The sequence below is a fragment of the Siminovitchia terrae genome (assembly GCF_003605405.2).
Classification (GTDB): domain Bacteria; phylum Bacillota; class Bacilli; order Bacillales; family Bacillaceae_C; genus Siminovitchia; species Siminovitchia terrae.
In genome coordinates this window covers 306,466-331,509 of the sequence record NZ_QYTW02000002.1, presented here as the reverse complement: position 1 = coordinate 331,509, position 25,044 = coordinate 306,466, and the positions used below count along the sequence as shown (strand labels likewise).

Annotated in this window: 23 protein-coding genes and 1 pseudogene; 5 read left to right on the top strand and 19 right to left on the bottom strand. The window is 37.7% G+C overall.

The features are described 5' to 3' along the window. Positions 1-5 precede the first annotated feature (5 nt). On the top strand, positions 6-602 hold the full coding sequence (locus D5F11_RS03930) for a TetR/AcrR family transcriptional regulator (protein WP_120114607.1): 597 nt from the start codon (positions 6-8) through the stop codon (positions 600-602). A gap of 557 nt (positions 603-1,159) precedes the next feature. Here the strand turns inward: D5F11_RS03930 and D5F11_RS03925 are convergent. The 5 genes from D5F11_RS03925 to D5F11_RS25900 all read right to left on the bottom strand — a co-directional run bounded on the left by D5F11_RS03925 (position 1,160) and on the right by D5F11_RS25900 (position 6,152). Beyond that, positions 1,160-1,609, bottom strand: coding sequence for an exosporium protein C (locus D5F11_RS03925; protein ID WP_120114608.1), 450 nt, complete (start codon positions 1,607-1,609; stop codon positions 1,160-1,162). Positions 1,610-1,983: 374 nt separating this feature from the next. After that, positions 1,984-3,324, bottom strand: coding sequence for a cyclic 2,3-diphosphoglycerate synthase (locus tag D5F11_RS03920; RefSeq protein ID WP_120114609.1), 1,341 nt, complete (start codon positions 3,322-3,324; stop codon positions 1,984-1,986). A gap of 244 nt (positions 3,325-3,568) precedes the next feature. Next, a complete protein-coding gene (locus D5F11_RS03915) occupies positions 3,569-4,801 on the bottom strand; it encodes an MFS transporter (protein ID WP_120114868.1) in 1,233 nt (410 codons plus the stop codon). Between the two features lie 239 nt (positions 4,802-5,040). Then, positions 5,041-5,820, bottom strand: a complete 780-nt coding sequence (locus D5F11_RS03910; protein ID WP_120114610.1) for an alpha/beta fold hydrolase — start codon at positions 5,818-5,820, stop codon at positions 5,041-5,043. 164 nt (positions 5,821-5,984) lie between these two features. Next, the gene (locus tag D5F11_RS25900; RefSeq protein WP_185830488.1) at positions 5,985-6,152 is read right to left on the bottom strand and encodes a hypothetical protein; all 168 of its coding nucleotides are present in this window, start codon (positions 6,150-6,152) and stop codon (positions 5,985-5,987) included. 318 nt (positions 6,153-6,470) lie between these two features. Between D5F11_RS25900 and D5F11_RS03905 the strand changes: the two genes are divergently transcribed. Then, entirely contained in the window at positions 6,471-7,097 is a 627-nt protein-coding gene (locus D5F11_RS03905; RefSeq protein ID WP_120114611.1) for a cysteine hydrolase family protein, read from the top strand. On the opposite strand, the gene D5F11_RS03900 is transcribed toward D5F11_RS03905, so the two are convergent. The 5 genes from D5F11_RS03900 to D5F11_RS03880 form a co-directional block, all read right to left on the bottom strand. Then, on the bottom strand, positions 7,084-7,284 hold the full coding sequence (locus tag D5F11_RS03900; RefSeq protein ID WP_126646492.1) for a hypothetical protein: 201 nt from the start codon (positions 7,282-7,284) through the stop codon (positions 7,084-7,086). The two genes, D5F11_RS03905 and D5F11_RS03900, sit on opposite strands and share 14 nt — an antisense overlap. A 668-nt stretch (positions 7,285-7,952) precedes the next feature. Beyond that, positions 7,953-8,588 carry an SGNH/GDSL hydrolase family protein gene (locus D5F11_RS03895; protein WP_185830487.1) on the bottom strand — a complete coding sequence of 212 codons (636 nt, stop codon included), beginning with the start codon at positions 8,586-8,588 and terminating at the stop codon, positions 7,953-7,955. Between the two features lie 589 nt (positions 8,589-9,177). Next, on the bottom strand, positions 9,178-9,531 hold the full coding sequence (locus tag D5F11_RS03890) for a YxeA family protein (RefSeq protein WP_120114614.1): 354 nt from the start codon (positions 9,529-9,531) through the stop codon (positions 9,178-9,180). Positions 9,532-9,551: 20 nt separating this feature from the next. Next, a complete protein-coding gene (locus D5F11_RS03885) occupies positions 9,552-11,387 on the bottom strand; it encodes an FtsX-like permease family protein (protein WP_120114615.1) in 1,836 nt (611 codons plus the stop codon). Further along, complete coding sequence (locus tag D5F11_RS03880; protein ID WP_120114616.1) at positions 11,374-12,141, bottom strand: ABC transporter ATP-binding protein; 768 nt, start codon at positions 12,139-12,141, stop codon at positions 11,374-11,376. The genes D5F11_RS03885 and D5F11_RS03880 overlap by 14 nt, the downstream gene beginning before the upstream one ends. Before the next feature lie 173 nt (positions 12,142-12,314). Between D5F11_RS03880 and D5F11_RS03875 the strand changes: the two genes are divergently transcribed. Continuing rightward, positions 12,315-13,025: a response regulator transcription factor gene (locus D5F11_RS03875; protein WP_120114617.1), complete on the top strand. Its 711-nt coding sequence runs from the start codon at positions 12,315-12,317 to the stop codon at positions 13,023-13,025. A 9-nt stretch (positions 13,026-13,034) separates the two neighbouring features. Continuing rightward, positions 13,035-14,414 carry a sensor histidine kinase gene (locus tag D5F11_RS03870; RefSeq protein ID WP_185830486.1) on the top strand — a complete coding sequence of 460 codons (1,380 nt, stop codon included), beginning with the start codon at positions 13,035-13,037 and terminating at the stop codon, positions 14,412-14,414. 486 nt (positions 14,415-14,900) lie between these two features. On the opposite strand, the gene D5F11_RS03865 is transcribed toward D5F11_RS03870, so the two are convergent. Beyond that, complete coding sequence (locus D5F11_RS03865; protein ID WP_120114619.1) at positions 14,901-15,350, bottom strand: SMI1/KNR4 family protein; 450 nt, start codon at positions 15,348-15,350, stop codon at positions 14,901-14,903. Between the two features lie 495 nt (positions 15,351-15,845). Between D5F11_RS03865 and rluF the strand changes: the two genes are divergently transcribed. Further along, entirely contained in the window at positions 15,846-16,553 is a 708-nt protein-coding gene (gene rluF / locus D5F11_RS03860) for a 23S rRNA pseudouridine(2604) synthase RluF (RefSeq protein ID WP_120114621.1), read from the top strand. Between the two features lie 264 nt (positions 16,554-16,817). Here rluF and D5F11_RS03855 read toward each other — a convergent pair whose 3' ends face one another. The 8 genes and pseudogenes from D5F11_RS03855 to D5F11_RS03825 all read right to left on the bottom strand — a co-directional run bounded on the left by D5F11_RS03855 (position 16,818) and on the right by D5F11_RS03825 (position 24,800). Continuing rightward, the gene (locus D5F11_RS03855; protein WP_120114622.1) at positions 16,818-17,774 is read right to left on the bottom strand and encodes a TRM11 family SAM-dependent methyltransferase; all 957 of its coding nucleotides are present in this window, start codon (positions 17,772-17,774) and stop codon (positions 16,818-16,820) included. A gap of 341 nt (positions 17,775-18,115) precedes the next feature. Further along, a complete protein-coding gene (locus D5F11_RS03850; protein ID WP_120114623.1) occupies positions 18,116-18,880 on the bottom strand; it encodes a MerR family transcriptional regulator in 765 nt (254 codons plus the stop codon). 14 nt (positions 18,881-18,894) lie between these two features. Further along, on the bottom strand, positions 18,895-19,890 hold the full coding sequence (locus D5F11_RS03845) for an alpha/beta fold hydrolase (RefSeq protein ID WP_120114624.1): 996 nt from the start codon (positions 19,888-19,890) through the stop codon (positions 18,895-18,897). A gap of 401 nt (positions 19,891-20,291) precedes the next feature. Beyond that, positions 20,292-20,678, bottom strand: a complete 387-nt coding sequence (locus D5F11_RS03840) for a hypothetical protein (protein ID WP_245998061.1) — start codon at positions 20,676-20,678, stop codon at positions 20,292-20,294. An 18-nt stretch (positions 20,679-20,696) separates the two neighbouring features. Beyond that, positions 20,697-20,861, bottom strand: a pseudogene (locus tag D5F11_RS27985) (restriction endonuclease); the annotation flags it as partial. 474 nt (positions 20,862-21,335) lie between these two features. Beyond that, the gene (locus D5F11_RS03835; RefSeq protein WP_120114625.1) at positions 21,336-21,800 is read right to left on the bottom strand and encodes an NUDIX domain-containing protein; all 465 of its coding nucleotides are present in this window, start codon (positions 21,798-21,800) and stop codon (positions 21,336-21,338) included. Positions 21,801-22,097: 297 nt separating this feature from the next. After that, complete coding sequence (locus D5F11_RS03830) at positions 22,098-23,258, bottom strand: acyltransferase family protein (protein WP_120114626.1); 1,161 nt, start codon at positions 23,256-23,258, stop codon at positions 22,098-22,100. Between the two features lie 483 nt (positions 23,259-23,741). After that, positions 23,742-24,800: a DUF4145 domain-containing protein gene (locus D5F11_RS03825; RefSeq protein ID WP_342775998.1), complete on the bottom strand. Its 1,059-nt coding sequence runs from the start codon at positions 24,798-24,800 to the stop codon at positions 23,742-23,744. Between the last annotated feature and the right edge of the window lie 244 nt (positions 24,801-25,044).

The following is a 25,044-nucleotide window of genomic DNA, read 5'->3' as shown; positions in this document are numbered from 1 at the left end:
CAAAAATGGCACCTAAAGCAAGAATAGATTTAAACACCATTTTAACTGCAGCAACAGACATAGTTGACACTGATGGTGTACACTCTTTAACTTTAGCAACTCTAGCAAAAAAATTAAAGATTCGCCCGCCTTCCTTATATAATCATGTAGATGGATTACAGGGTTTGCAAAGGGCTTTAGCTATTTATGGATTAGAGGAATTATATACACATTTATCACAAGCTGCGATTGGACGATCAAAGGATGAAGCTATTCATGCGATTAGTAAAGCGTATATGAGCTTTGCCCGTACTCATCCTGGATTATATGAAGCAACTCTTTGGGCAAATGCTGATTCGAACAATGCAGAATTTAATCTTATTAGTTCAAAAATTGTTGACCTTGTTGTTCGTGTGCTACAGGCTTATGATCTCGACGATGAGGAATCCATTCATGCATCCAGAGGGCTTCGCAGCATTTTACATGGCTTTGCTTCTCTTGAACAAAAGAATGGCTTTGGTATCCCCATCGATCTTGATGTCAGCATCGGCCTGATCATTGATACTTTTCTTGCAGGCATTCATAAAATGAAGTCGCAAAAAATAGAAAATCATCCTAAATAATAGAATGATAAAAAAGTTGAAACATAATGAGCCGGAACTAAAATAAATAAGAAAAGGAATGATTACAAGATAAAAGCTGACTCAGTAGATTCAGCTTTTTTTCTTTGTTCTTGTGACCACGATAACCGGAATGTTAAAAACTACTCCTTCTTCTATTTTTACCTGACGAAATTTTTCTATCATCTACACTACCATAATCGGACAAGCACTTTGTTATTTTTAGTTACCTCCACCTTTCACCTCATTTAAAAATCGTATTTTATTCCGAATACTCCTGATTTGGCTCTTTATGGTATTTAAGGCTTTGATTAATTTCTTATTCGTATGCGCGGGGCTCACGGCGTTTTTAGTCTATTTTTCTATTTTACGCGCCCACCCGTTATTTAATGTCCAAAAAAACGTAGTCCCTTCAGCGCTGAACTAAAGGGACTTAATTTAATTATTCTAGATACATTAATTTCTAAAACATTATTCTGCTTCTGTCTCAATCTTGACTCGTTTTACACACCGTTTCTCGATTGCAGTCTTGGCCACGCCCTGATGTCACGATCCATGTCTTAGTCTTTATCATGATCTTTTTCGGAAGGAGCAATTGCTAAACCACTAAAGGAAATCGGTCCTACAACAGCAGCTTCCGTACCAGGAGTAATATTTTCAACTGTTACTTGATAACGATGTTTACCTTTCCCCACATCCATATCTATAGTTTGAAATGTTTCAACATAATTTACCTCTGATGCAGGATCCGATTCTATGCCCACTTGAGTCCTGAATATTTCTTTTCCATCACGGAAGATCTTAAACAAAAGTTGAGATGTACCAGTAACACCACGCACTCCCACTGTCGCAATTAATTCTACATCATTTTCATTTGCATCTCTTCGAGGAATAGTTATAGTAATATGTGCTAATTTAAGTTTTTTCGGAGAATGAGTAATCGGAATTGGTCTAATTCGATCAACCTTACGAACCGGTTCTGTTGCTTCATAATCAATAATACGGAACATTAAATTCACCTCCTTAATACTGTAAAATATGCAGTTAAGGAGGAATAGTTTGGACAATCTAATCATAGTAAGTCTGTAAAAAGGCTAATGTAAAAATAATTCTCTACTTCAGCCCAATTAGGCGATTATCAAAGTTCCGAACTTGTTTACTAAACTATAAAAGCCCCCTCGGAGTGAGCGGGCTCTTCAAAGGTGATTTTTCGAAAACCTCATTTACTTATGGTACGGTTCTCCGTGATGTATCTAAATAAGGTTATGAAACCGAGTTAAAGTGGTTTCTTTTCAATTCGCTTTCTTTGACGCCCACATTTAAAAAGACTAGCAACTGATCTGTCGCTAGTCTTCTAGAATATTTGATTGCTACCGAATGTTTATCACACAAGCTTATGTTCTTGGATAAAATCTTTTAAAATATCTTTTAAATTCGGACTGCCCATTTCATCTAAATCATAGTGTACACGTGTGCACGGTTTATTAATTGAAATGACGCGAGTTAAATCGATCGGTGTCCCAATGATCACTGCATCACAGTCGGACTTATTAATTGTTTCTTCAAGATCTTTTAATTGCTGTTCGCCGTATCCCATCGCCGGAAGGACGTTTCCAATATGTCCGTATTTATTGAACGTTTCGGCTAATGTTCCTACTGCGAATGGACGCGGGTCAATGATTTCTTTCGCTCCCAAACGTTCAGCTGCGACTATACCTGCACCAAGTTTCATTTCTCCATGTGTCAACGTCGGACCATCTTCAACGACTAACACGCGTTTTCCAACAATACTCTCCGGATGATCGACTGTAATCTTTGATTCAGCTTTAATAATCGTGCTATTTGGACTTGCAAATTTTATATTATTTTCTACGATTTGAATAGCTTCCTCTGATGCACTATCCACTTTGTTAATGATGGCCACATCGGTTGTTCTCAAACACACTTCGCCAGGGTAATATTTCAGCTCATGGCCTGGGCGATGTGGGTCCAAGACGGTAACAGCTAAGTCAGGCTTATAGAAAGAGAAGTCATTATTTCCCCCATCCCATAAAATAACGTCACAGCCATCTGGATCATTTTCAGCTGCTGCCAAAATGTCCGCATAATCAACGCCAGCATACACAACATTTCCTCGTGCCACATGTGGTTCATATTCTTCCATTTCTTCGATCGTACAATGATGTTTCTTTAAATCTTCCACTGTCGCAAAGCGCTGAACACGTTGTGCGTTTAAATCGCCGTATGGCATCGGGTGTCTTACTGCAATGACTTTTAAATCATGCTCCAACAGCGTTTCGATAATTTTTCGCGACGTTTGACTTTTTCCAGTTCCAGTTCGCACAGCGCAAACGGAAATAACGGGCTTATTACTTTTTAACATCGTGCTGTTTGGCCCTAACAATGTGAAGTTAGCACCCGCTGCATTCACAATCGCACCCACGCCCATAACATCTTCGTAACCAATATCACTATACGCAAAAACACATTCATCCACTTGTAATTCTTTAATCAACTCTGGTAATTGATCTTGTGAATAAATGGGAATTCCATCTGGATAAAGTTCACCGGCTAATTCACTTGGATATTTACGTCCATCGATATCCGGAATTTGTGTTGCTGTAAAAGCAACAACATTATATGCCTCATTATCGCGATAATACGTATTAAAATTGTGAAAATCTCTTCCTGCCGCACCTATAATAATAATATTTTTTCTTTCCATAGAACTCTCTCCTATAATTACAATGAATTATTATAATTATAACTATGTTCGTATATTAATACAATAGAACTTTCAAATGTGCAGAAATTTAAAAATATAAATGGCACCCTCAAAAGATTATTTGATCAGATGCCATTTGCAGTTTTTAACCTCATTTACTTTATGATACGGTTCACCGTAATATGTCAAAATGAGGTTAAATGTTTATGCTATTTGCCGAAAAAGTAGTATATATTCCTTATTTCTAAGTTAATTCAATCTGCCGTGTTTCTTTCCCTAAAAATGCAAGTGTAATCACACCGACGACGATACTTGCGCAAAACAGTGCAAAAATGAAACCAATAGAATTACCTGCAGCAACAAGTGAGCCAACAAGGAGCGGTCCAAGGATTCCACCTACACGTCCAATCGCTGCAGCCATACCAGCACCTGTGCCACGAATGACAGCCGGATATTGTTCAGGGGTGTAAGCATATAAAGCCCCCCATGCACCGAGGTTGAAGAATGATAAAAAGATACCTGACACGATTAGGACTGCAGTCGTTTCTGCCTGACCGAAAACAAGGGCAGAACCCGCCGTCCCTAGCAAATAAGTGACGAGCACAAACTTTCTCCCCACTCGTTCAATGAGCCATGCCGCTGTAAAATAACCCGGTAGCTGTGCTAGAGTCATGATCAATACGTATTCGAAGCTTTGAATCATACTAAACCCTTTCATCACCATGACACTTGGCAACCAAAGAAACATCCCATAGTATGAAAAAACGACCGTGAACCAGACCATCCAAAGTACGAATGTAGAGCGTGCATATTTCTTCGACCAAACATCTCGGACGTTTTGGCCAATCGTCCGTTTCTCCGCTTTTTTTGGTGAAAACGCCGGAGAGTCCGGGAGATTTAGCCGTAAATAAATAGCATAAAAAGCAGGTAGAGCAGCAATGATCAGAGCAACTCGCCAGCCAAATGGCGGAATAACAAAATATGAAATAAGTGCTGCAATTAGCCAGCCGAATGCCCAAAAGCTTTCAAGTAAAACAACAACTCGCCCACGCTCTTTCGCCGATACACTTTCTGAAACGAGTGTTGACGCGACAGGCAATTCTCCACCAAGCCCCATGCCAACAAAAAAGCGTAGAACTAAAAAGGCAAAAAGGGTATTTGTCAATGCGGAAAAACCACTCGCAAGCGAAAATAATAACAACGTTATAATAAATATATTCTTCCTACCAATCCTATCCGCCCATAGGCCGAAAAAGAGTGCGCCAACAGCCATCCCAATGGAGTTCACACTTCCGATCCACCCCATCTGTTCTGGTGTCAAACCCCAATCTGCTTTCAGTGCTGCAATAATAAACGAAAGCATCCCGACATCCATTGCATCAAACATCCAGCCGAGCCCCGCGATGCCAAGAAGCTTTCTCTGTGAAATTGTATTTTTTTTCACGCTGTTCACCTCCGGTGTCTTGACAGTTGTCATTGCCATTTTACTATAATCGGCTTCAATCGAAAAAACAAGTTTTATCTTCTGTGGAAAGACTTTAGTATGAACTCTTTCGTCTTAATACTATCTAAATATGGTAAAATGGCAGATGAATCATGGAGGGACAAAACCTTCCAGTCATACGTTTTGGAAGGTTAATATTTTACTTTCCGTAAAATGTACTCGATTATTGTGCTATCGTTCTCCGTCTATTTGAATTTAGGTCAAAGTTTTAACTAAATAAATTGTGTCAATAGTTGGTTAAACTTGTCACGTTCTTCCCAGAAAGGACCATGACCACTATATTGAAACGGAACAAGCTGTGAATTTCTTATTTTTTCATTTAGTACCTGAGCTTGTGCAAATAGAATAACTTTGTCATGAATGCCGTGAATAATTAAAGTTGGGGCATTAATTTTTGGAAGATCTGCATGCAGCTTCTCATCTCTTAATGTAATTATAATAGCAGCTGTCGACCAACTTGCTGCTTGTAATCCCAGTTGCAAAAACCAGTCCGAAAATGGTTTAGTTATATACTGAAAGAAAAAGCCATCTGTTACGTCCTGCATCATTTTAGGCCGGTCATTTAAGGTCTCTTTAAGAAAGTTATTAGCAGTTTCTGCGATAAATCCAGTTGGAGCGGCCGCATCAATAAGAACAAGCTTTGATACCCCAAAACCGTTGTGACGAGACATATATCGAATTGCGATAGCCCCACCGGTAGAGTGACCCACAAGAGTAAAATTGTTTATTTGAAGTGAACCAACTACTGTGCGGATATCATCTGCAAGTCTGTTAAAAGTATAGCCGCTCATTGGTTTATCCGAATTCCCAAAGCCCCTCCAGTCTATACCAATACAGCGATAGCCCATAGCAGGAAGAACATTAAACTGATATTCAAACTGTTTATGACTTAACGGCCAGCCATGTAAAAATACGATAGTCTTATTTCCCCCCGGGTTAATATCTTCTACATATAAATTCACCCCTGGCTCTACAGTAACAAAGTATCCCATGAAGATTCCTCCTAAGTTAATATGATTTCAATAGTAAGATATTCATTTTGGTTAACATAGATGAGTACCTATCCCAGTTGTACGCCAGAGAAGCGAACAAGGACGGGGGGATTGAACTATCCTGTCCGTTACTTTAAGATTTCACAATCTCTTCTATTTTTAATCTATAAATCCAATTTTCTATCAAATGCGCCTTGGCGTATTTGCGCCCAGATTTTATCGAGCTCCGCTCGATAAATTTCCTCTGAAAATCTGTGGCATCCGCCGGAGGCTTTGACTTTATTCAGCCGGGGTTTGAACCCCCACTGAATGGAATACCAATTTGCATTCATCTCACCACTTACAGAAGTGGGAGATTTCTGCTGAATGAAGTTAAAAGTATTGCTCCACAATATGGCCCGATAAATAAAGAAAGGCCGCATTCTTATTGCAGATTAGTGCCCTAAAGAGGAACAAGCCTTTCACTATCTATTGCACATATTTAGGAACTTTACGTTAATCCAGTACCGATCTTGGAAGGGAACTGTGTTAATTCCAAAGCCCATTAAAAAACAGAATGTGTCCTAGCCTCCATCAATATATATTCATGAAAGAACAATAGTTGAATATAAAAGACAGGATATTTATTATGTGAATTGGAGGAAAAAAGAATGTTTAAACCTAATCCCGCTAATACTGCAATTGTCATAACGGACCCACAAAATGACTTTCTGTCCCCTGGAGGTAAAGGATACCATTTAACAAAAAAAATTATTGAAAAGTACAACACACTTGGCAACCTTGAACTTCTAATAAATACAGCTATGAGTAAAGGATATCAGCTTTTTATTTCTCCCCATTATATTTATCCTCATGATTATAGTTGGCAATTTACTGGAGCTGAACAAAAAATGTTATTAAAGCTTCGAGTATATCAAAAACAAAATGCTTATACTCCCCCTACTGTAGGGGCTGATTGGGTTCCATCACTTAAGCCTTACATTTTAGATAGCCGAACAATCATTGCAACCGCCCATAAAGTTGCCAGCCCACAGACAAATGACTTAGTTTACCAATTACGACAGAAAAGGAAGGAAAAGGTTATTTTGGCAGGTACGCTATCAAACGTTTGTGTGGAATCTCATATGAGAGACTTAATCGAAAATGGATTCCAAACAGCTGTTGTTTATGATGCCACTGCCACTATAAGTGAAAAAGACTTTCAAGCAGCAATTACAAATTATCAGGCATTTAGCAGTGCTACCTGGTCAACTCAACAGGCGATTATCCAATTATAAATACATCTAGTAATAAGCACCGTTCCAAGAGTTGATTAATATCAAATGCGCCTTGGCGTATTTGCGCCCAGATTTTATTGAGCTCCGCTCGATAAATTCCCTCTGAAAATCTGTGGCATCCGCCGGAGGCTTTAACTTTATACAGCCGAGGTTTGAACCCCACTGAATGGAATACCCCAATATGCATTCATCTCACCACTTACAGAAGTGGGAGACTTCTGCTGAATGAAGTTAAACTGCCCCGTTAGAACAAGTAGTTTTCAACGTAAACAACGATAGGACTTTACTTGGATGGATGGGTGGGTATGATAGGCTTATGCGCCTACTGAAACAATTGCTTCAGCTTTTCAAGGCCAATCATGTCAACAGAGGCATCAAGTCAAGTCCTTAACCACTTATCAATGACTGTATGTAAACAAAGATAATAGGTGCATTCTATCAATTTTTTTAAATCGATACAGTATTTAACCAACTGACTTTACGTAAATTCCTTCACAACATCGATAAATTAACATTCATTTATTCAATCAAATGGCCTTATACACAAAGAAAGAGCGCAATTTCTATTCTAGAATTGCGCCCTATCGTGGAAGATGATGATCAAGATAATGATTGCTGCCTTATGCTTGTTTAACTAAAGCCCCCTTTCGTTGAATAAGAAATTCAATAAATTTGTACATGATAATCACAGTCCCAAAATAATTAGCTCAATTAGAAACCACGGAAATGTACTTTATCCATGATTTTTTGATAGGGAAAAGGCCGATTAAATAAAAAAACTCATTTACTTATGGTACGGTCAGTTTAGAGTATATAAATGAGGGGCTTTTTGAATTGGAAGTTTTACAATACCCTTTAACCTTCAAACGGGGAATATCCGAGCCTACTTACAGCTAAGGCCATTTGATAATACCCTTCACTATTAGGATGAACCCCTCCTTTTGATAATAAAGCTTCTTCTTTCCCCTTAAATGCACTATAGATATCAGCTACTTTAACATTCACTTCCCGACCAAAACTGTTCATCATTGAATTAAACGTTTTAATTGCCTCATCTGCTATAGGAATATCGGGAAACGGATTATATAAATTCGTTAACCGTAAAATGTATTTGTCTTGTTTGTCTAGATGATGAATTCTATCTACTATTTTTGAGTAATTATTCTGAGTTTGTTTAATAACATGAGATATATTTCCCCCTTTTCCATTTATTATCAATCCTTTAGCAGCGTTTATTAAATCATTTCCTCCAGCTGTTATCGTGATGATATTTGCACAATTTACAGCTTCCGTTACAAACGGGGAATGGAGCATCATAAAAACATCCTCTGTCATTGCACCTGACCTAGCGTATTTTTGATAAAGAATAGGCTTTTTTAAAATTTGCTGACTTAGGTCTCTGTAATATTCAACAAATCCGTGGTCCAAAAAAGGAACGCCTATACCAGCAGTAAGGGAATCGCCTATCGCAAGATAACGTAAAAGATTCAAATCCATATTCCACCCCAAATGGTAATTTTATTCTTATAGTATTCAAATCTGGTAAGATTCGGAACTATAAGAGTAGTGCCTATCACTCCCGAGTAATGTCGATGAATTCGGTAAAATGCGGGTGGTGATAGGCACTTATTTAAGACTATTTATTAGGGATGGTAGTTGTAATTGATTATTGTTATCCATAAAAACTTAATTTTCTGGGGTCACTACCCTTCCAAAAGGAATTAGGGCTATTGTTCAATGAAGATAAAAAAAGCCTACCTTCTTTCATATGAAGTTAGGCGGGCGTTCTTTTACTCACTCTCAAAATCAAATGTTCCTTAGCGTATTTGCGCCTAGATTTTATCGAGCTCCACTCGATAAATTTCCTCTGAAAATCTGTGGCATCCGCCGGAGGCTTTGACTTTAATCAGCCGGGGTTTGAACGCCCACTGAATGGAATACCTATAGGCATTCAGCTCACCACTTACAGAAGTGGAAGACTTCTGCTGAATGAAGTTAAAACTTTATAAAATCTTTTTATTTAGCTTTCAAATAGCATAAAGCCCCTTTGCGCACGAATGGCTGCTCAGGGGCTTTTCACTTATCCTTCCAACTTCTCTTTTGCTTTTTGCGGAATATCATTTAGCTGCACTTCATCATAAGAAGTGACTTCATTACCGTCCTTTATATACAGCATTAAATATGCATCTTTGCGCAGTTCTTTTGCTCCAGAAAATTCAACTTCTATCATCTCTCCATTTTCTTTATATGCAGGCAGCTTATACCAGTACCGCTTCATAATTTCGCCAGAATCCATTTTTGTTTCTTTCACTGAAGCAGCGTCCGTAATTTGCACATACGCTTTATCTTTCCCAAATCTATTAAAATCCACTGTTGCAAAAATAACAATGGCACCCACAAATAACACGCCTAGTATCCCTAAAGCTTTTTTCATATTTAACCCTCCATATCACCTTAATGAACTGTTTTGTTAAAGCTTCGTACTGTGATGAAATAATAAATGGTGTAAATTAAAGTATAAGCAAGCATCCATATAAGCACTGGCATGAGCAAATTCATCATCAATAAATTGGAGAAGGCTGTTAATGCCACCGCTCCGTGAAGAAGGCCCAACCCTAGCGGCGCCGCAAATATCATCCCTACTTGACTGCGGATTGTCCGCTTCATTTCTCGTTTTGATACACCAATTTTATATAGCACGGCGTATTTGCCTTTATCTTCTTCTGCTTCTGTCATCATTTTAAAGAAAATAATGCTGCCGGTTGCTACGAGAAAAACGAGTCCTAAAAAGCTGCCGACGAATAACAGCGCACCTGATGCCTCAATTGAAGCCTTATAGTCTTCTGTTGCACTTGAGAAATTTTCAGTTTTAGCTGCTAATTCCTTTGATAATGCCAATTGGTTTTTATAATCCTTTACTTGCACAGCTTGATATGTTTTTTCATCTGCAGTGATTTCACTGTATAGCTGATCTGTGACAACGAGGGCACTTGCACCAACCGTGAATGTATTGAATACAGCTTTGTCATATAATTTCGCCACCGCGTATTCTGCACCATCAATCATGACTGAGTCTACTTTTTGCGACCAGCGTTCATCATAAAACGCATCAATCAATAACACTTCCCCATCTTTTGCTACTTTTATATTTGACCAATCCAGGTTTCTCGCCAATTTTTTAAATGTTGATTGATTAATGACTGCATATTCCATTTCATTCGTGCCTTGTTCAATCCGAACCGTCTTGGTATGGACAGTTTCAGCGTGCTCTACTATGTTTGGATCAATTTCCTGCGGAGCGCCTTCCCACATAAATGTATATGGTGTATAGGCTTGTACATTTTTATCTGCATTATAGTAAAGCCCAAATACGGATCCGCCTGCTGTAATGGTCGTCGCACTCAAAGTGGCAATGATCGTTAAAGTTTTCGTATTGCCCCTAATGCGATACAGCAGTTGCGAGGAAGTCATTAAGTTAAGCCCTTTCCAAGCCCAACGCTTATTTTTTTTCATGACTGATAACACATAAACAAGCACACTATTAAATATGAGTGCAGAGCCAATGACTGTTAAGGCAATAATGACGATTGGCATCGCCGCACCGAGCATGCGCCAAATGGATGAAGTCGTTAAGTCCTGCAATGCCAGCCAGTAAGCTGCTGCCAAAGTGACCACACCTAATATAGCTGAAATGATGCGTGCCTTTGGCAATTCCTCTCCTTTTTTCTCAGCATGAAATAAATCGATTAGCTTAAATCGATAAATGACCCGATATCCCTGCATTGAGGTAAATAAGAAAATGATGAAAAATACAATCAATGTATTGATAACCGCATCCATTGAAAATGCGAACCCTATCACGATATCCAGCCCCATCAATTTCATTAAAATAGTCAGCAATGCACGCGACAATAAAAAGCCAAGCGCAACACCAACTACTAGTGAAAGTAGCCCGATGACCATGTTTTCAAAAAACAGCATAAAGCCGATCGAACGTTTGCGCACACCTAGAAGCGAATAAAGTGCGACTTCCTTTTTCCTTTTTTTCATAAAGAAAGAATTGGAATAAGCAATGAAAATCGCCACAAATATCATTAATACGAAGGCGGAAGCGCTCATGATGCCGCTGATCTTTTTTGATGTTTCTGCTAATGCCCCAATGTCCTCACTATATTTCAAAGTCACGAAAGTGAAGTAAATAATAATTGAAAAAATGGTCGAACCGATATAAAGTGAATAGCTTTTCATGTTGCGGCGAATATTCTTCAGAGCTAAATCAAATAACGTCATGTACGTCACCGCCTATTTGTGCCAGTTCATCTAATATCATTTGGAAAAATTCCTTGCGTGTTTTTGTTCCGCGGAATATTTCCTTCGACAATTGGCCATCCTTGATAAATAAAATTCGACGGCAGAAGCTTGCAGCGTATGCATCATGCGTCACCATCATAATTGTTGTTTCATGCTCAACATTCAATTTGCTTAGACTCTCCAGCAAGTCAGTGGCTGATTTCGAATCCAATGCCCCTGTAGGTTCATCAGCAAAAATAAGCTTTGGATTAGAGACGAGCGCACGGCTCGCAGCTGTGCGCTGCTTTTGACCGCCGGAGATCTGGTATGGGTATTTGTCGAGTAAATTTGAAATGCCGAATGTACGGGCAATTGTGTCTACACGCTCTTGAATCTCAGCAGCCGTTTTCTTTGCAATTGCTAGCGGAAGAAGAATATTTTCACGTACAGTTAAAGAATCCAACAGGTTATAATCCTGGAATATAAATCCAAGGTGATCCCGGCGAAAATCTGCAAGTGCCTCTTCCTTCATCTTGGCAATATTGTCATTACCGATTAAAATATCTCCATTTGTCGGTGAATCGATTGTTGCAAGCACATTAAGCAATGTTGATTTACCTGCTCCTGAAGGCCCCATGACACCTACAAATTCTCCATGGTCAATCTCAAATGATATATTTTCAAGCGCCTTAAAGGTATTTGCGCTATTTCCGTAAATTTTTTCTACATTTCGTACTACTAATAATGGTTCCATCCATATGCACCTCTTTCTTATGTCTTTACTATACCGGGCAAACCTTACGCTAAATTCACGGCTACCTTACAAAATCCTTAAATGCTAAAATAGCTTCATCAGCTCAAATTGAAATTTTTATACTGTAAAAAGATAGACAGGCTCTATTTTTAAAAAGGAAGGACGTGCCAGCGTTGGAAAAGCCGCGTATTTTGATCGTGGATGATGAGAGCGACTTATGTCATTTAATAAAAACTGCACTTGCGAAGGAAGGATTTTCAGAGGTTGAAATGGCGGGTTCTGTTCAAGAGGGCTGGGAGAAATTTAATTCGTTCAACCCGGATATCGCCATATTAGATATCATGCTGCCTGATGGTGAGGGCTATGATTTATGCAATAAAATCCGCGAGGTTTCACGCATTCCTGTGTTATTTTTATCTGCTAAATCAGATGAAATCGATAAAATTTTGGGACTGGCGATTGGCGGCGACGATTATATAACAAAACCATTCAGTCCAAAGGAAGTGGCTTTTCGTGTAAAGGCTCAGCTTAGGCGCGCAGGCGTATATACAATGGAAATGTCTGAGCAAACAAATGCGAACAAAGCGATGACAGTCGGTCCGTTTACAATCAATCATGACGAAACGGAAGTAATGAAAAATGGTGAGCTTCTTGAACTAACAGCAAAAGAGGTCGGCTTAATGGCGTGCTTTATGCACAATCCGAACCGGATCATCAGCAAAGAAACACTGTTTGAAAGAGTTTGGGGAGAGGATTTTTATGGGGCAGACAATACATTGATGGTTCATATTAGAAGGCTCCGTGAAAAAATTGAAGAAACCCCCTCAAAGCCAGCCTTCATCACAACAGTCAAAGGGCTTGGCTATCGATTTATCGTGAAATAGGTGATTGAGGTGAAATGGAAATTAACAATCCGCTACTTGATTTCGGTGCTAAGCATTGTCTTTATCGTTATCTTCCTTAATACATTTATTTTAATTGGCATGCTTTTTTATCAGCAGAAACACGGAATCGATGAAGTGACCGAGAACTCAGGCGAAGCCTTTACACGCGGATTCAACAAATATATATCGCTTGAAAATGGAGAGCCTGTTGTCTCCGAAGAAGGCATTGAAGCACTACGGGTATTCGGGGGATGGATACAGATTTTAGATCAGAACGGACAGGTTCAATCTTCTTATCTTGCACCGGAAGATCTTTCAACACACTATAGCCCAATGGAACTCATCCACAAATATAAATATATGGACGATGAATTAAATACTTATTTCATTGGAGAATTTGAATCATACAGCTATTTGATTGGTGTCCCTGATTCGAAAGAAGAACGCTTCATATTCATGATGGATCCTAAAACTGTTTTTTCCTATGCGACCAAATCTTTGTTAGCCATTGTAATCGTCGATTTATTCATTGCCATGCTCGTTGGTTTATTATTTAGTACCGTGCTAACAAAGCCTGTCTCCAATATCATTGACCGGATTTCGCAGCTCAAAAAACGGAATTTTACCGTGCAAGAAACGAAAAGGCCCGGTATTTACAAGCCTGTTTTTTCAAATTTAAATGATGTATCGCAAACACTGCAGGCACATGAAGAAGAACGTCTAAAACTGGAAAAGATGCGTGATGAATGGATCAGCAATGTCTCTCATGATTTAAAAACGCCGCTCGCTTCCATACAAGGATATGCAGAATTGCTTCGTGATCAAGACGTATCGCAATTGGAACGTTTGGAATACTCCGAAGTCATTGAACGTCAATCGATTTATATGAAAGATCTGCTTGATGATTTTAATTTAACGATGCGTCTCCGCAATCAGGAAATGCCCCTCACCTTGCAGGAAACACGACTGGAAAGCTTTGTGCGCGAAATTGTCATTGATTTATTAAATGATCCGCAATTTGGGCAATACGAGATTTCCTTCATTAGTGATTCACCGGATTTGAAGTGGAATATCGACCGTCATCTCATGAAACGCGCGATTTTAAATTTCGTATACAATGCGCTTATCCATAATGACGAAAACATTGCCGTAACGATTCGCATCAATACAGACAGCCTAACGATTGAAGACAACGGAAAAGGCATACCAGCAGATGACCTGGAACAAATCTTCGAACGCTACTATCGGGGCACAAATACCGGCAACATTCGCGGCACAGGTCTCGGCATGGCCATTTCAAGAGATATTATCGAGGCACATGGCGGGAAAGTAAGCTTAACAAGCAAGATTGACATTGGGACAACTGTGGAGATTCGGTTGAATGAATAACCTTCTCATCAAATGCGCCTTGGCGTATTTGCGCCCAGATTTCCGCTCGATACATTTCCTCTGAAAATCTGTGGCATCCGCCGTTTATTCAGCCGGGGTTTGAACCCTCACTGAATGGAATACTTAAGATGCATTCAGCTCACCACTTACTGAAGTGGGAGATTTCTGCTGAATGAAGTTAAAAGTCTCTACTTGCAGCTAGTTTATTAGCAGGCTGAATACACTTCGCTTTTGAGCGTGTGACAGGCGAGACATCTTGCTGCGGCGTCTCACCATTGTCACATCTCCGGCAGGATTCTATTCAGTCCGCTTTATTATAAGCATTCATCTATAGCCAAAAAAAGCTATTCATGGAGCATCTATCATTACTCATGATAGATGCTCAGCTTGTAGAGAAAGTAGGTGTTTTTTCTCTTCATGCTGAGAAGCCATCTCAGATATGTCTTCTTTTGTCTTTTTTAGAGCTTCAAATCTACATAGATACTTCTAATCATCGTGATTGTATAGACCCTCAAGAAATGTTTTGAAATTTGGTACTAATTCCAAAATGAAAGTATCTTCTCCCCATTCTAAATCAACATAAATAATTGGTGGTTCTTCCTTCGTGTTTCTGTAATCCATCGCAATCCACCAATGTCCATCTCCACATAAAAGTAAAATATCATTAGGTAATTCCCATTCTTCAATGTAATAGTTACTAGATAGAATTCCCTCCTCTTCAATTCCGTTAATGTAATCAACACCAACGTGGTCATCAGCCCAGCCCGTTGGAACAGAAGTTGGAAAAGCGTCGTAAGTTATATATCCTCCGTTTTGAATCTTACATAGCTCAATATAGGAATTTGGTAATTTTACACCTAACATTTTTTCAGCGTTAGTAACCATTTCATTTGTTAGCTTTGTTTTTTCTATATCTCTATCCCAAATGTTTTTCAATTATATTCCCCCTTTAGTTTCAAAATTTGAATTTTGACATACGCAAACTATCATAAGTATCGGTCATTTCCAATAAAAATGAAAGCAGTTAGAAGTGATTGTCCGTGGTACACTGTTGATACGGATGAAGCTCTAAAGGCTGTTTTTTCTCCACCCGCCAAAAAAACACACCACCACGGACACAAACAAGGTCAAGGGTGGTGGGAGTGGTGCTATATCAGGATCAAACATCCTGGCTCACTCTATGGCAATGGTGGCTCAAAATTATGTCACAAGTGGCTCTAAAACATGGCAAGAGTGAGCCGGGGTTTGAACCCCCAATGAATGGAATACCAATAGACATTCATCTCACCACTTACAGATGTGGGAGACTTCTGCTGAATGAAGTTAAACTTTTATCCGTTACCTTTAATTTAAGAGTTTGTGATTTTATTCTCAGAATACAGTATAGTTAGGTGACTAATAAAATAATCATCTGATTAAGGGTGTGTCAACATGCGTATTAATAAATATATAAGCGAGGCCGGAAAAGCATCCAGACGAGGTGCGGACAAATTAATTGCCGATGGGAGAGTTACTATTAATGGAAAACGTGCCATAATAGGCAGCTCAGTTGAACCTGGGGATGACGTTCGAGTGGATGGAAACCCCATCCGAGTAGCAAGGAATAATGTCTATATTGCCTTAAATAAGCCTGTGGGCATCACAAGTACAACTGAAAAAGGTGTAAAGGGGAACATTGTTGATTTAGTCAACCATCCATTGAGAATATTTAATATCGGGCGCCTGGATAAAGATTCAGAGGGTTTGATCCTTCTTACGAACGATGGCGATATTGTTAATGAAATTCTGCGGTCTGAAAACAGGCATGAAAAGGAATATATCGTTTCAGTAGACAAGCCGATTACTCCTGAATTCTTGAAGGGGATGTCTGAAGGTGTAAAGATTTTAGGTACAACAACACTTCCTTGCGAAACCGTCCAATTATCAAAATTTGATTTTAAGATCATTTTAACGCAAGGGCTGAATCGTCAAATCCGCCGCATGTGCGCAGAATTAGGGTACAACGTTTACAGATTGCAAAGAATCCGGATCATGAATATTCATTTGGGCAACCTTCCTCCTGGACAATGGAGAGATTTATCCAAGAAAGAGCGAAATCAATTGTTCAGAGACTTAGACTATGAGCCAAAAGAATGGTGAAAATCGCAGAATTATAGCTCAGATAGAATGACTGGCATCTTTATTTTTCCCCATAACAGAACACGGACAGGGTTATTAATGAAATTCAGCGAAAGGACCTAGTTGATAAAGTTCACCAAGTCTGTCCTTTTTCAAAGGCTACAATGGATAAATTGAAGTTACCCTGGAGACACTATCATTTCAATAGAGCTTGATTTATCATTAACTTTAGACTGTAGACAAACTTACATATTGTCTACAGTCTTTTTTCATTTCTAAGGAAACTTATTCACATACAATCACTTCGCGTGTAAATTTCCCTTTGCTGACGACAGCACGGTCAATAATAGAAAATCCCTCTTCCAGCAGGATGTCATCGATTGCTTCAACAGTTACAATTACGGCCTTCTGGGCAATCCTGCGTGCATGACTGATTATTTCTTTCTGCTGCTCAGGGGTGATGGCGCAACATAAATTGTAAGGTAAATCGATAATTGCCACATCATAGTGATTGGTAATGTCACGGATGTCTGTGAAGGTCACTTCTCCCGAAAGCCCGAAATAAGCGATATTCTCTCTGACGCCATTGAGGATAAGAGGGTTCTTGTCACTTCCCACAATATCAATCCCCATGGATAAAGCTTCCACCAGGACAGTCCCGATTCCGCAGCAAGGGTCGATGGCCTTTATTCCGCCTGGTTCAGGAACAGCGATGTTTGCAACGGCCCTGGCTACGCGTGTGTTCAGTGCAGTCGAGTAGCTATGAGGCTTTTGTTGATGTCGATGCCAAACCGATTCACTTTTAACATAATCACCGAAAATCCATCTTCCGTTCACAACCATGATACCGAACAGTCTTTTTGGGTGTTCAAGAGCAGCCTCACCATTTATGTGCAGCCCGACTTCCTTCTCAATTGCACGTCTGTTCTCAAATCCTATCTTTTCCGTTTTTGATGAGCCTTCATTTTTCACATAGACTACTTTAAACGTTTCACCCGTTATTTGTAAGGCCTCCACTTGCTTAAGAATCTCTTGAAGGCTTTCCTCCTCATAAATGACAGAAATTCTTTCCTTAATAAAAGGACTTCGGCTTGGATCAATCATTACATGGCTTTTCACTATGTTATCTTGGGGCTCGGCTCCAAACAATGTACGGGCCTCCAAAGCACATAAAGAATGTTCTCCCCCATTGCAGGAGTAAGTATATAAATAGGTCGGCAATTTCTTCTCTGTATGATCCAATTTTTTCCACCCTTTAAAAAGCAATAAGTAACGACTGTACTCATTGCCGTCTGATCAAGCTATTATTCTAAAAACCTTGTCTACATTATACATTGTCTTATTAATGATGTATGTTCCGTAATTTTCCGATGTACAGGGTTTTCAACAACACAAACCTCTTTATTACTAATTTGATTTTACTCAGGGAGTGTCTCGGGTAAAACCTCATTTACTTATGGTACGGTTCTCCGTATTGAATCTAAGTGAGGTCTAATACCTTTACATAGCTTTAGTAGTTTATTTAATATGTCCGCTACTAGAACAACAAATTTATCCAATTAAACCGTTAAGGGTACCTTTAGTTAGTCATTTCTACCCTCATAATATGATTTAAGAATGTCTTCTAAATAAGGTTCTGCTTCTTCAAGTAGGGCTTTTTCACCTTTATTCCATCTTTCTCGATGCTTATCTACTTGGAGAAAAGAGTTTATTATCTCTGGTTCACCTTTTGTCACTTTTTCAACCATATTAATCCACTCTTCGGCTAATTCAATTGCAAGACTTGAGTTTACAGGTACGCCAGCACCTTTATATGAAACTGCCTTTATGGATATTTTTCGAAAGGTATTATAAAAATTGAAAACAAGTTGTTGAGAATCAAATACATCCTCAAATATGGTTAACTGAGTCTCTGAAAAAGGATAGTTACTCCAAATGGAAATATCCACTTTATTGATGTCCCTCATAATTTTAGATAATAACTCCCAAGGAGGGGTATATCCCTCTTCAATTAATTGCTTTGAAGTGGTTACGGCATCGATTCTTCCCTGAATCTCTTCTAATTGCGAATACAAATAGATTTCTTGTTTAGATAGTATATCTAGTAATGATTCTTTTCGATCATTATAATTGATTTCTTCTTTTATCTGTTTAAGAGAGAAACCTATATTACGGTAAAAAATTATCTGTTCCAATATACTCAATTCCTTATCAGTATAAAAACGTCGATTGTTTTCATCCCGACCTGCAGGTTTTAATACCCCTTCATTATCATAGTATTGAATGGTTCGCTTTGTTAACCCTGATATGTTGGAAATATCACTTACATAATAGCGTTCCTTTTTCACTACTCCGAGCTCCTTTATTTATTCATATTTCTATCTACTTCCTGTAAAAAATCTACTATATTTTTAGCTAGCTTTTCTGGATATTCACCATTAATTGCATGAGAGGCATTTGGAAACATTAACATATGACTTAATGGATTTTTCAAGTTTTCTATTCCAACATCCATCGATTCTTCTGAACGATGCATTGTTGAGTCTTCAGCTAAAATACCCAATACTGGCATTTTTAATTCTTGCAACTGTTCTTCTTTTATTTCCTTCGGTAAAGGAAGTTTACTTTTATAGGTTCTCATACCTGTTTCAATAAGCCTACCTATTGGTACACTATCATCTGTTTCTGCACCGCCAGCGATATAACTTAGCATTTTCTCTCGAATTGGTTTTGGCACAACTGGAATAGAAGCCGGAATAGAGGCTAAAATCATCTTTAAAGGGATGGATCCAAACACATATACTGGGTCTATCAAGGTTAAAGATGTAATTTTTGCTGAATTATATAATGTGACATTTACTGCATTCCATCCACCAAAAGATAAGCCTGCTAGATGAATCGTTTCTTCTGGCAATTGTTCAATTACGTTGTTTAACCAAACGGCTTGATCAGTAGCGCTTGCTATACTTTTTGTTTGAACACTTAATCCAGGTTCTCCTAAAAGATCTATTGTGTATATGGGTCTATCTTTCATAAGATCTTTCAAATTTGGTTCCCACATTGGGGTAGGTGCTGACTTTCCTGGTAGCAGTAATAATGGTGTTTTTGATTCTGTTCCTTCTTCTAAAAATTTATAAACCTTCACCTTTCCGAATTCAGTTTCTATCCAAAATTCTTTCGTTGGTTTGGGCAAATCCTCCATAGCAGTATCGTATGCCTCAATAAACTCACTTTCCCCTTCTTCGGTTGTAAAACCTCCCAACTTATCATCATCCCGAAATAATAATCCAACAGCTATAAGCAAGACAAACAGGATTCCCACTATAATGATTACTGACTTTATCAATTTCTTTTTCATAAACCCAACCCCGTAATATATTTGTTTTTAATATAATCTATTACGTAACGTCATACACAAGCAGTAATCTTCTTTTTTTGTTACTCAGTTTTAAAGGAAAGATAACAGCCATTTGAGTATGAAACATCTGAGTCAATGAAATAGGTAAAGTAAAACCAATTTTTTATAATAGCAGAAAATCTAATAAAACTCCGGGGTAAGTTAATTAATTCAAGGAACCTTTTGGGATTTTACGTTATCTAATAGTAGTTCTTAACATGCAAAACAAAAAGCCTACCTCATTAATTAGGTAGACCTTGATTGAAAACCTCATTTACTTATGATACGGTTCACCGTGATGTAGCTAAGTGAGGAATTCCCTATTTTTACAAATCATTCCCAGTAATTCAAATTTAATTTCTTTATTCTATCAAATAATCTTTCTTTAGCTGCTCTAAACCAATCGAAATAGACATCCACTTGTCGGGACTTTCTAAATCAAAAGGAATCAAAGCGAAGCCAACATCATGTTTCATGCCTTCGATCATCATTACTAAAGCTTTTAGTTGCTTTTGGTTTATACCTCTTACTACAGCATTTTTATCTATCATGTAAGATAAAAATTTTTCTGCCACTCTTTTTGAATAGAATAAGGGGATTATTTTTGATAAAGATTCAGATGGCACACATTTATATGTACCTGTTACATTTCCATCCTCTACCTCCATTAATGTCCAAAATGGTTGTCCAACAACACTTTCATGAGGTAAAAAAGTTTGAGATAACTGAAGAGATAATATTTCAGGCAAAGTAGGTAAATCTTCTAATGTAAGAATATTAATTCTATAATGATTAGCAAATTCTTTAGCACCACTTTGATAACCTACTTTATTTACAATTACTCCTGTTATATTATCTATGCCGTTTATTTTTTCATAAAATTCAGTAATTCTCCCTTTGGAAACAGGTTTTTTATAATCTTTACATTCAATTGCAACTCTATGAATAATGTTAGCTTTAGTAAACTCATAATATTATCGATCTCATGTCTCGCACCTGACCTGCCGGCTATTATTGCATTCTTTGAAACTAAAAGTATTATTATCTTCAAGTTTAATAATAGTTATAAACAAAATGCACAAAACTTTCAAAGTCAGAACCTTTTTTCATCCTTTTTCCTCCTAATGAAAAGTAGTATATTTACTTCTCTATACTCCTCACTTATAAACCTATAATAATTGAAAACAGCCTAACTAAAATTAGTCAGACTGCTATGGTTATTTTCTTTCAAGTGATCTGAAATCCTGCGAATGAGTGAGTATTCGAGAGATAATCGTATCTAACCGAGGGAGCTTAAGTACATTTCTTCACAATCTTCCTGATTCATTTTAATAATGTTATCTGGCCCGATACATAAAAAGAGCGCTATTCCATTCCGAAAAAGCGTCCGTTTGTTGTACAAGATTTCAATTTATATCCCCTAAATAAACTGGAGACTTTTCATTATTAAAATGCTTTATTATATATTTTCTTAATTCTTTCGGATATATCCTATATTTGAATAAATCATTAATATGCATCCATTCCATCCCTACTTGGTGGCTATCTGGATGGGTAGGTGTTTTATAATTATTCATTTCATTTACTAGGTTGCAAACAAAATAATATTCAACTTGGTGAACATTAAAATCGAATGAAGAATGCTCGTGGTTTTTTCCTATATACTCACGAATATAAAGCAGCTCTCCAATTTCTACTTCTTTTCCAACTTCTTCAATACACTCTCTTAGTAATGCGTTATCAATTGTTTCGCCGTGTTCTTGTCCACCACCAGGGAAAAGATAAAAATACCCTTCATTATCTTGATTTTTTGTTAACAAAACCTTATCTCCACTAATGATAATAGCTTTTGCTGAGTTTCTAATACTCATATGTATCCCTCCTAATTACCTCCTACATTTTACTATAAAATCACTTAAATCTTATTTAATTATCTGTCCCTAAAGTGAAAAATTGGCGCTTACCTTGTTCCAGGATAGCGCCCTTTAATGGAATAATATGACTAACGTTTATAAATAACTTTATTGTTCCTTAAAACCTACTCCTTATTGAAGTAAAGCACCCGTTAGTTGAACAAGGACCATTATTTTTATGACATATCATTATCCTATTAAGACAAAAGCCAGCATTAATGCTGGCTTTTTCACTTATCTAAAAATTATTTCCTTTTACATCAATTTTTTGAGGTATGGAATCTTTCGCCATACAAAATGACTTAGCAAAAAACTTAGAATGATTCCTAAAAATGCCGTTATAAGAAATTTAGTCCAGACTGGTATTGGTAGGTCATTCAATGTATATTGAAGGAAGACAACTACTGGGACATGGATGAAATAAACAACAAATACATTGTTTGATAACATCTTTGACAAACGATTAGTGCCGTTAATTTTTTCTCTAAATAAAATTAGAAGACCGATTACAAGCGAAATACACAATAACGTCTCGATAAATGATCGAGACAACGAACCGAAGTTTTGTCCACCCTTTAAAAGAAAAGGATATATTGTATTCCCTCCAAAATACAAAATAGTTACTATTAATATTCCAATAACAAGCCAGATGTATCCTGCTCTCGCACTCAAAGTTAAAAACCATTTGCGATGATAAGCCATAATGCCTAAACAAAAGAAGCTCACATACTGTGGTACATGTGCAAATTCTGTTTGAATAAATCCTAAGAAAGCTGTCCAATGATCAATAGGAAACCATATCCTTGTAATGAAAGTCACTAAACTAACGACCAACCACAGAGACAGAATCTGATAAACCTTAATGTTTCCATCCGATTTTTGTGTGAATTTCTTAGATGTAAAGTAGGTCCAGACTGAAAACACAACCGCATACACAAGTAAATGCTCTAAAAACCATAAATGTCCAAATTGCATATCAGGCCATGATGGCCCAGACCAATTCGTGGGTTCATTACCAAGTCCAAAAAAAATATTAATATAGTAAGAAAAAAATGAGATGGGTTCATAATCTCTGAAATTAATGTAATATAAATACATAAGAATAGGAATAATTACGAGAAATCCCAGTAGTAATGGAATACCAATTCTAATAAACCGTTCTTTTAAAAAACGTTTCGGCCCTTTTCTCATGATTGATTGAGGGAGAAAATAGGCTGATAATAGGAAAAACATACTCATAAAAAATGCTGCATTTACAGCGAAAAATCTGCCCAACCAGTTGATAGATTCATCATCCAAAAAATACCACCAACCACCTGGTCCATAGGCTTGTCCAGCATGGTGAGCTACTACAAGCATAATTAAAGCTATTTTTATATTATCGATGAAATATAAACGATCACTCTCTTTTTTCACCTATAAACCCCTTTCCCACTAGAAGACACTGAGATAATAGCAATGTATATTTTACCAATATAGGAAAATAATTTCATTTTTTTAATCAATAACTATTTCGCATTATCATACTTATATGATATAGATAATAAGTTAATTCCTTTGTCCACTAACCTGCCCGTTTGTTTAAGTACAGACCCTCACAATCTCCTCTAAGCTTAGATAGATATCTATTTTCTTTAAAGGTTTTGTTCAACAATCTGGCCCTGTTGTTGAATAAAAAATTCAATAAATTTGTACATGATAATCCCAATCCGAAATAAATAGCTCAATTAGAAACCAGGGAAATGTCCTTCATTCAGCTTTGGCGGACGACCTGGCTTTGGAATCGATTAAATTGGCCTTCATCCATGATTTTTTGATAGGAAAGAGACCGATTAAATAAAAAACCTCATTTACTTATGATACGGTTCATGGTGCCATACGCTAATTCTCATATAAAATCTAATCCCCCTGCCTCTCCTTCAACTGCTCAAACAACTTCTCCACAGTTCCAACCCCAACATTCTCATACTTTGCTAGAATAACAAGCTCCCTCGGCAATTGGCCCACTGTTTCAATTTGATCCTGATTTAATTGTCTAAAGAGACTTGGGCTTCCAGTAAATTCATCAGTAGTAAGCGGCACTTTTGATAATTCTTCCGTGACAATGACATAATCCTCTTTATAAAATAAGAAGAGTTCACCCGGACGATTCAGCATTGTTTTTCTTCTTTCTGTTTCTTCTTTTATGTAAATTATTAGTTCTTCAAATAAGTTTTCATCATTTTTCTCGTTATAGCGCTTGACGTGCTTGTGCAGATCTTCCAGATCTCTGGGCAATTCGCTCATGATTCTCGCTTGTTGTTCCGCTCCCAGTTTGACCAAGAACCTCTCCGATTTTTCAAATCTCTGTGGGAGAAGAAATGCATCTCGTAAAAAATAAGGGACTTCGAGAGATTTTTCCTTATATGTAATTGTCCTGATAGAGGTGAACCCTGGGAGCTCAGCTTCCTGCGGTGCTTCCTCTACCGTTACTGTTGCTGCTGCTTCCTCTTTGGCCGTTCCTTCTTGTTGTTGATTAAGCGACGCTTTGATCAGTTTCTCCATATTTTTAAGCCTGGCTTCCAGTTCAGCTATTTCAAAACCATTTCCTGAATTGGGCACAGGGTCTTGATACTCCGGTATGTTTAACTCAATCGGGCCATACACTTCAACATACCATTGGACAATGGTATAAAGGGCTTCCCATGACAGTAAAGCCTCTGAATATCTGAATTTACGAGTATCGTGTGCTGCTTTATTTCCACTCATTCTAATAAAATGCAGCGCATCGATTATTTCCTTGGTCAAGTAGCCTTTGTCGCTGAGCAAGTCGATTCTTTCTTTCAATGTCATCAAAGGAGTATCGTTTATTTCTTCTACTCGCATAGCCTGTTGGAGGATCGCTTCTGCAAATGTCCGAGCGTGTGTCAGCATTGTTCTTGGACTGGAATATATGCTATTCTCGAGTTCTCTTGCCAAGTAGGCCAATTCCTTTGATATCGGTTCTAGAAATTTATAAAAATAGGCGTTATTATTTCTCACAAAAATCCAACTTTCCATATATATTGAGCCTTAACCGTTACCTATTCTATCATAATATGGATAATCGAAATCGAGAAAGACGCCTGACTTCCTTAACGAAGGAAGCAAAGCGTCTTTAAGATTTTATAATCGTTTAGTTAGTCACATTCATTCTCAGTATCTTACGTAACAATCTTCTAGA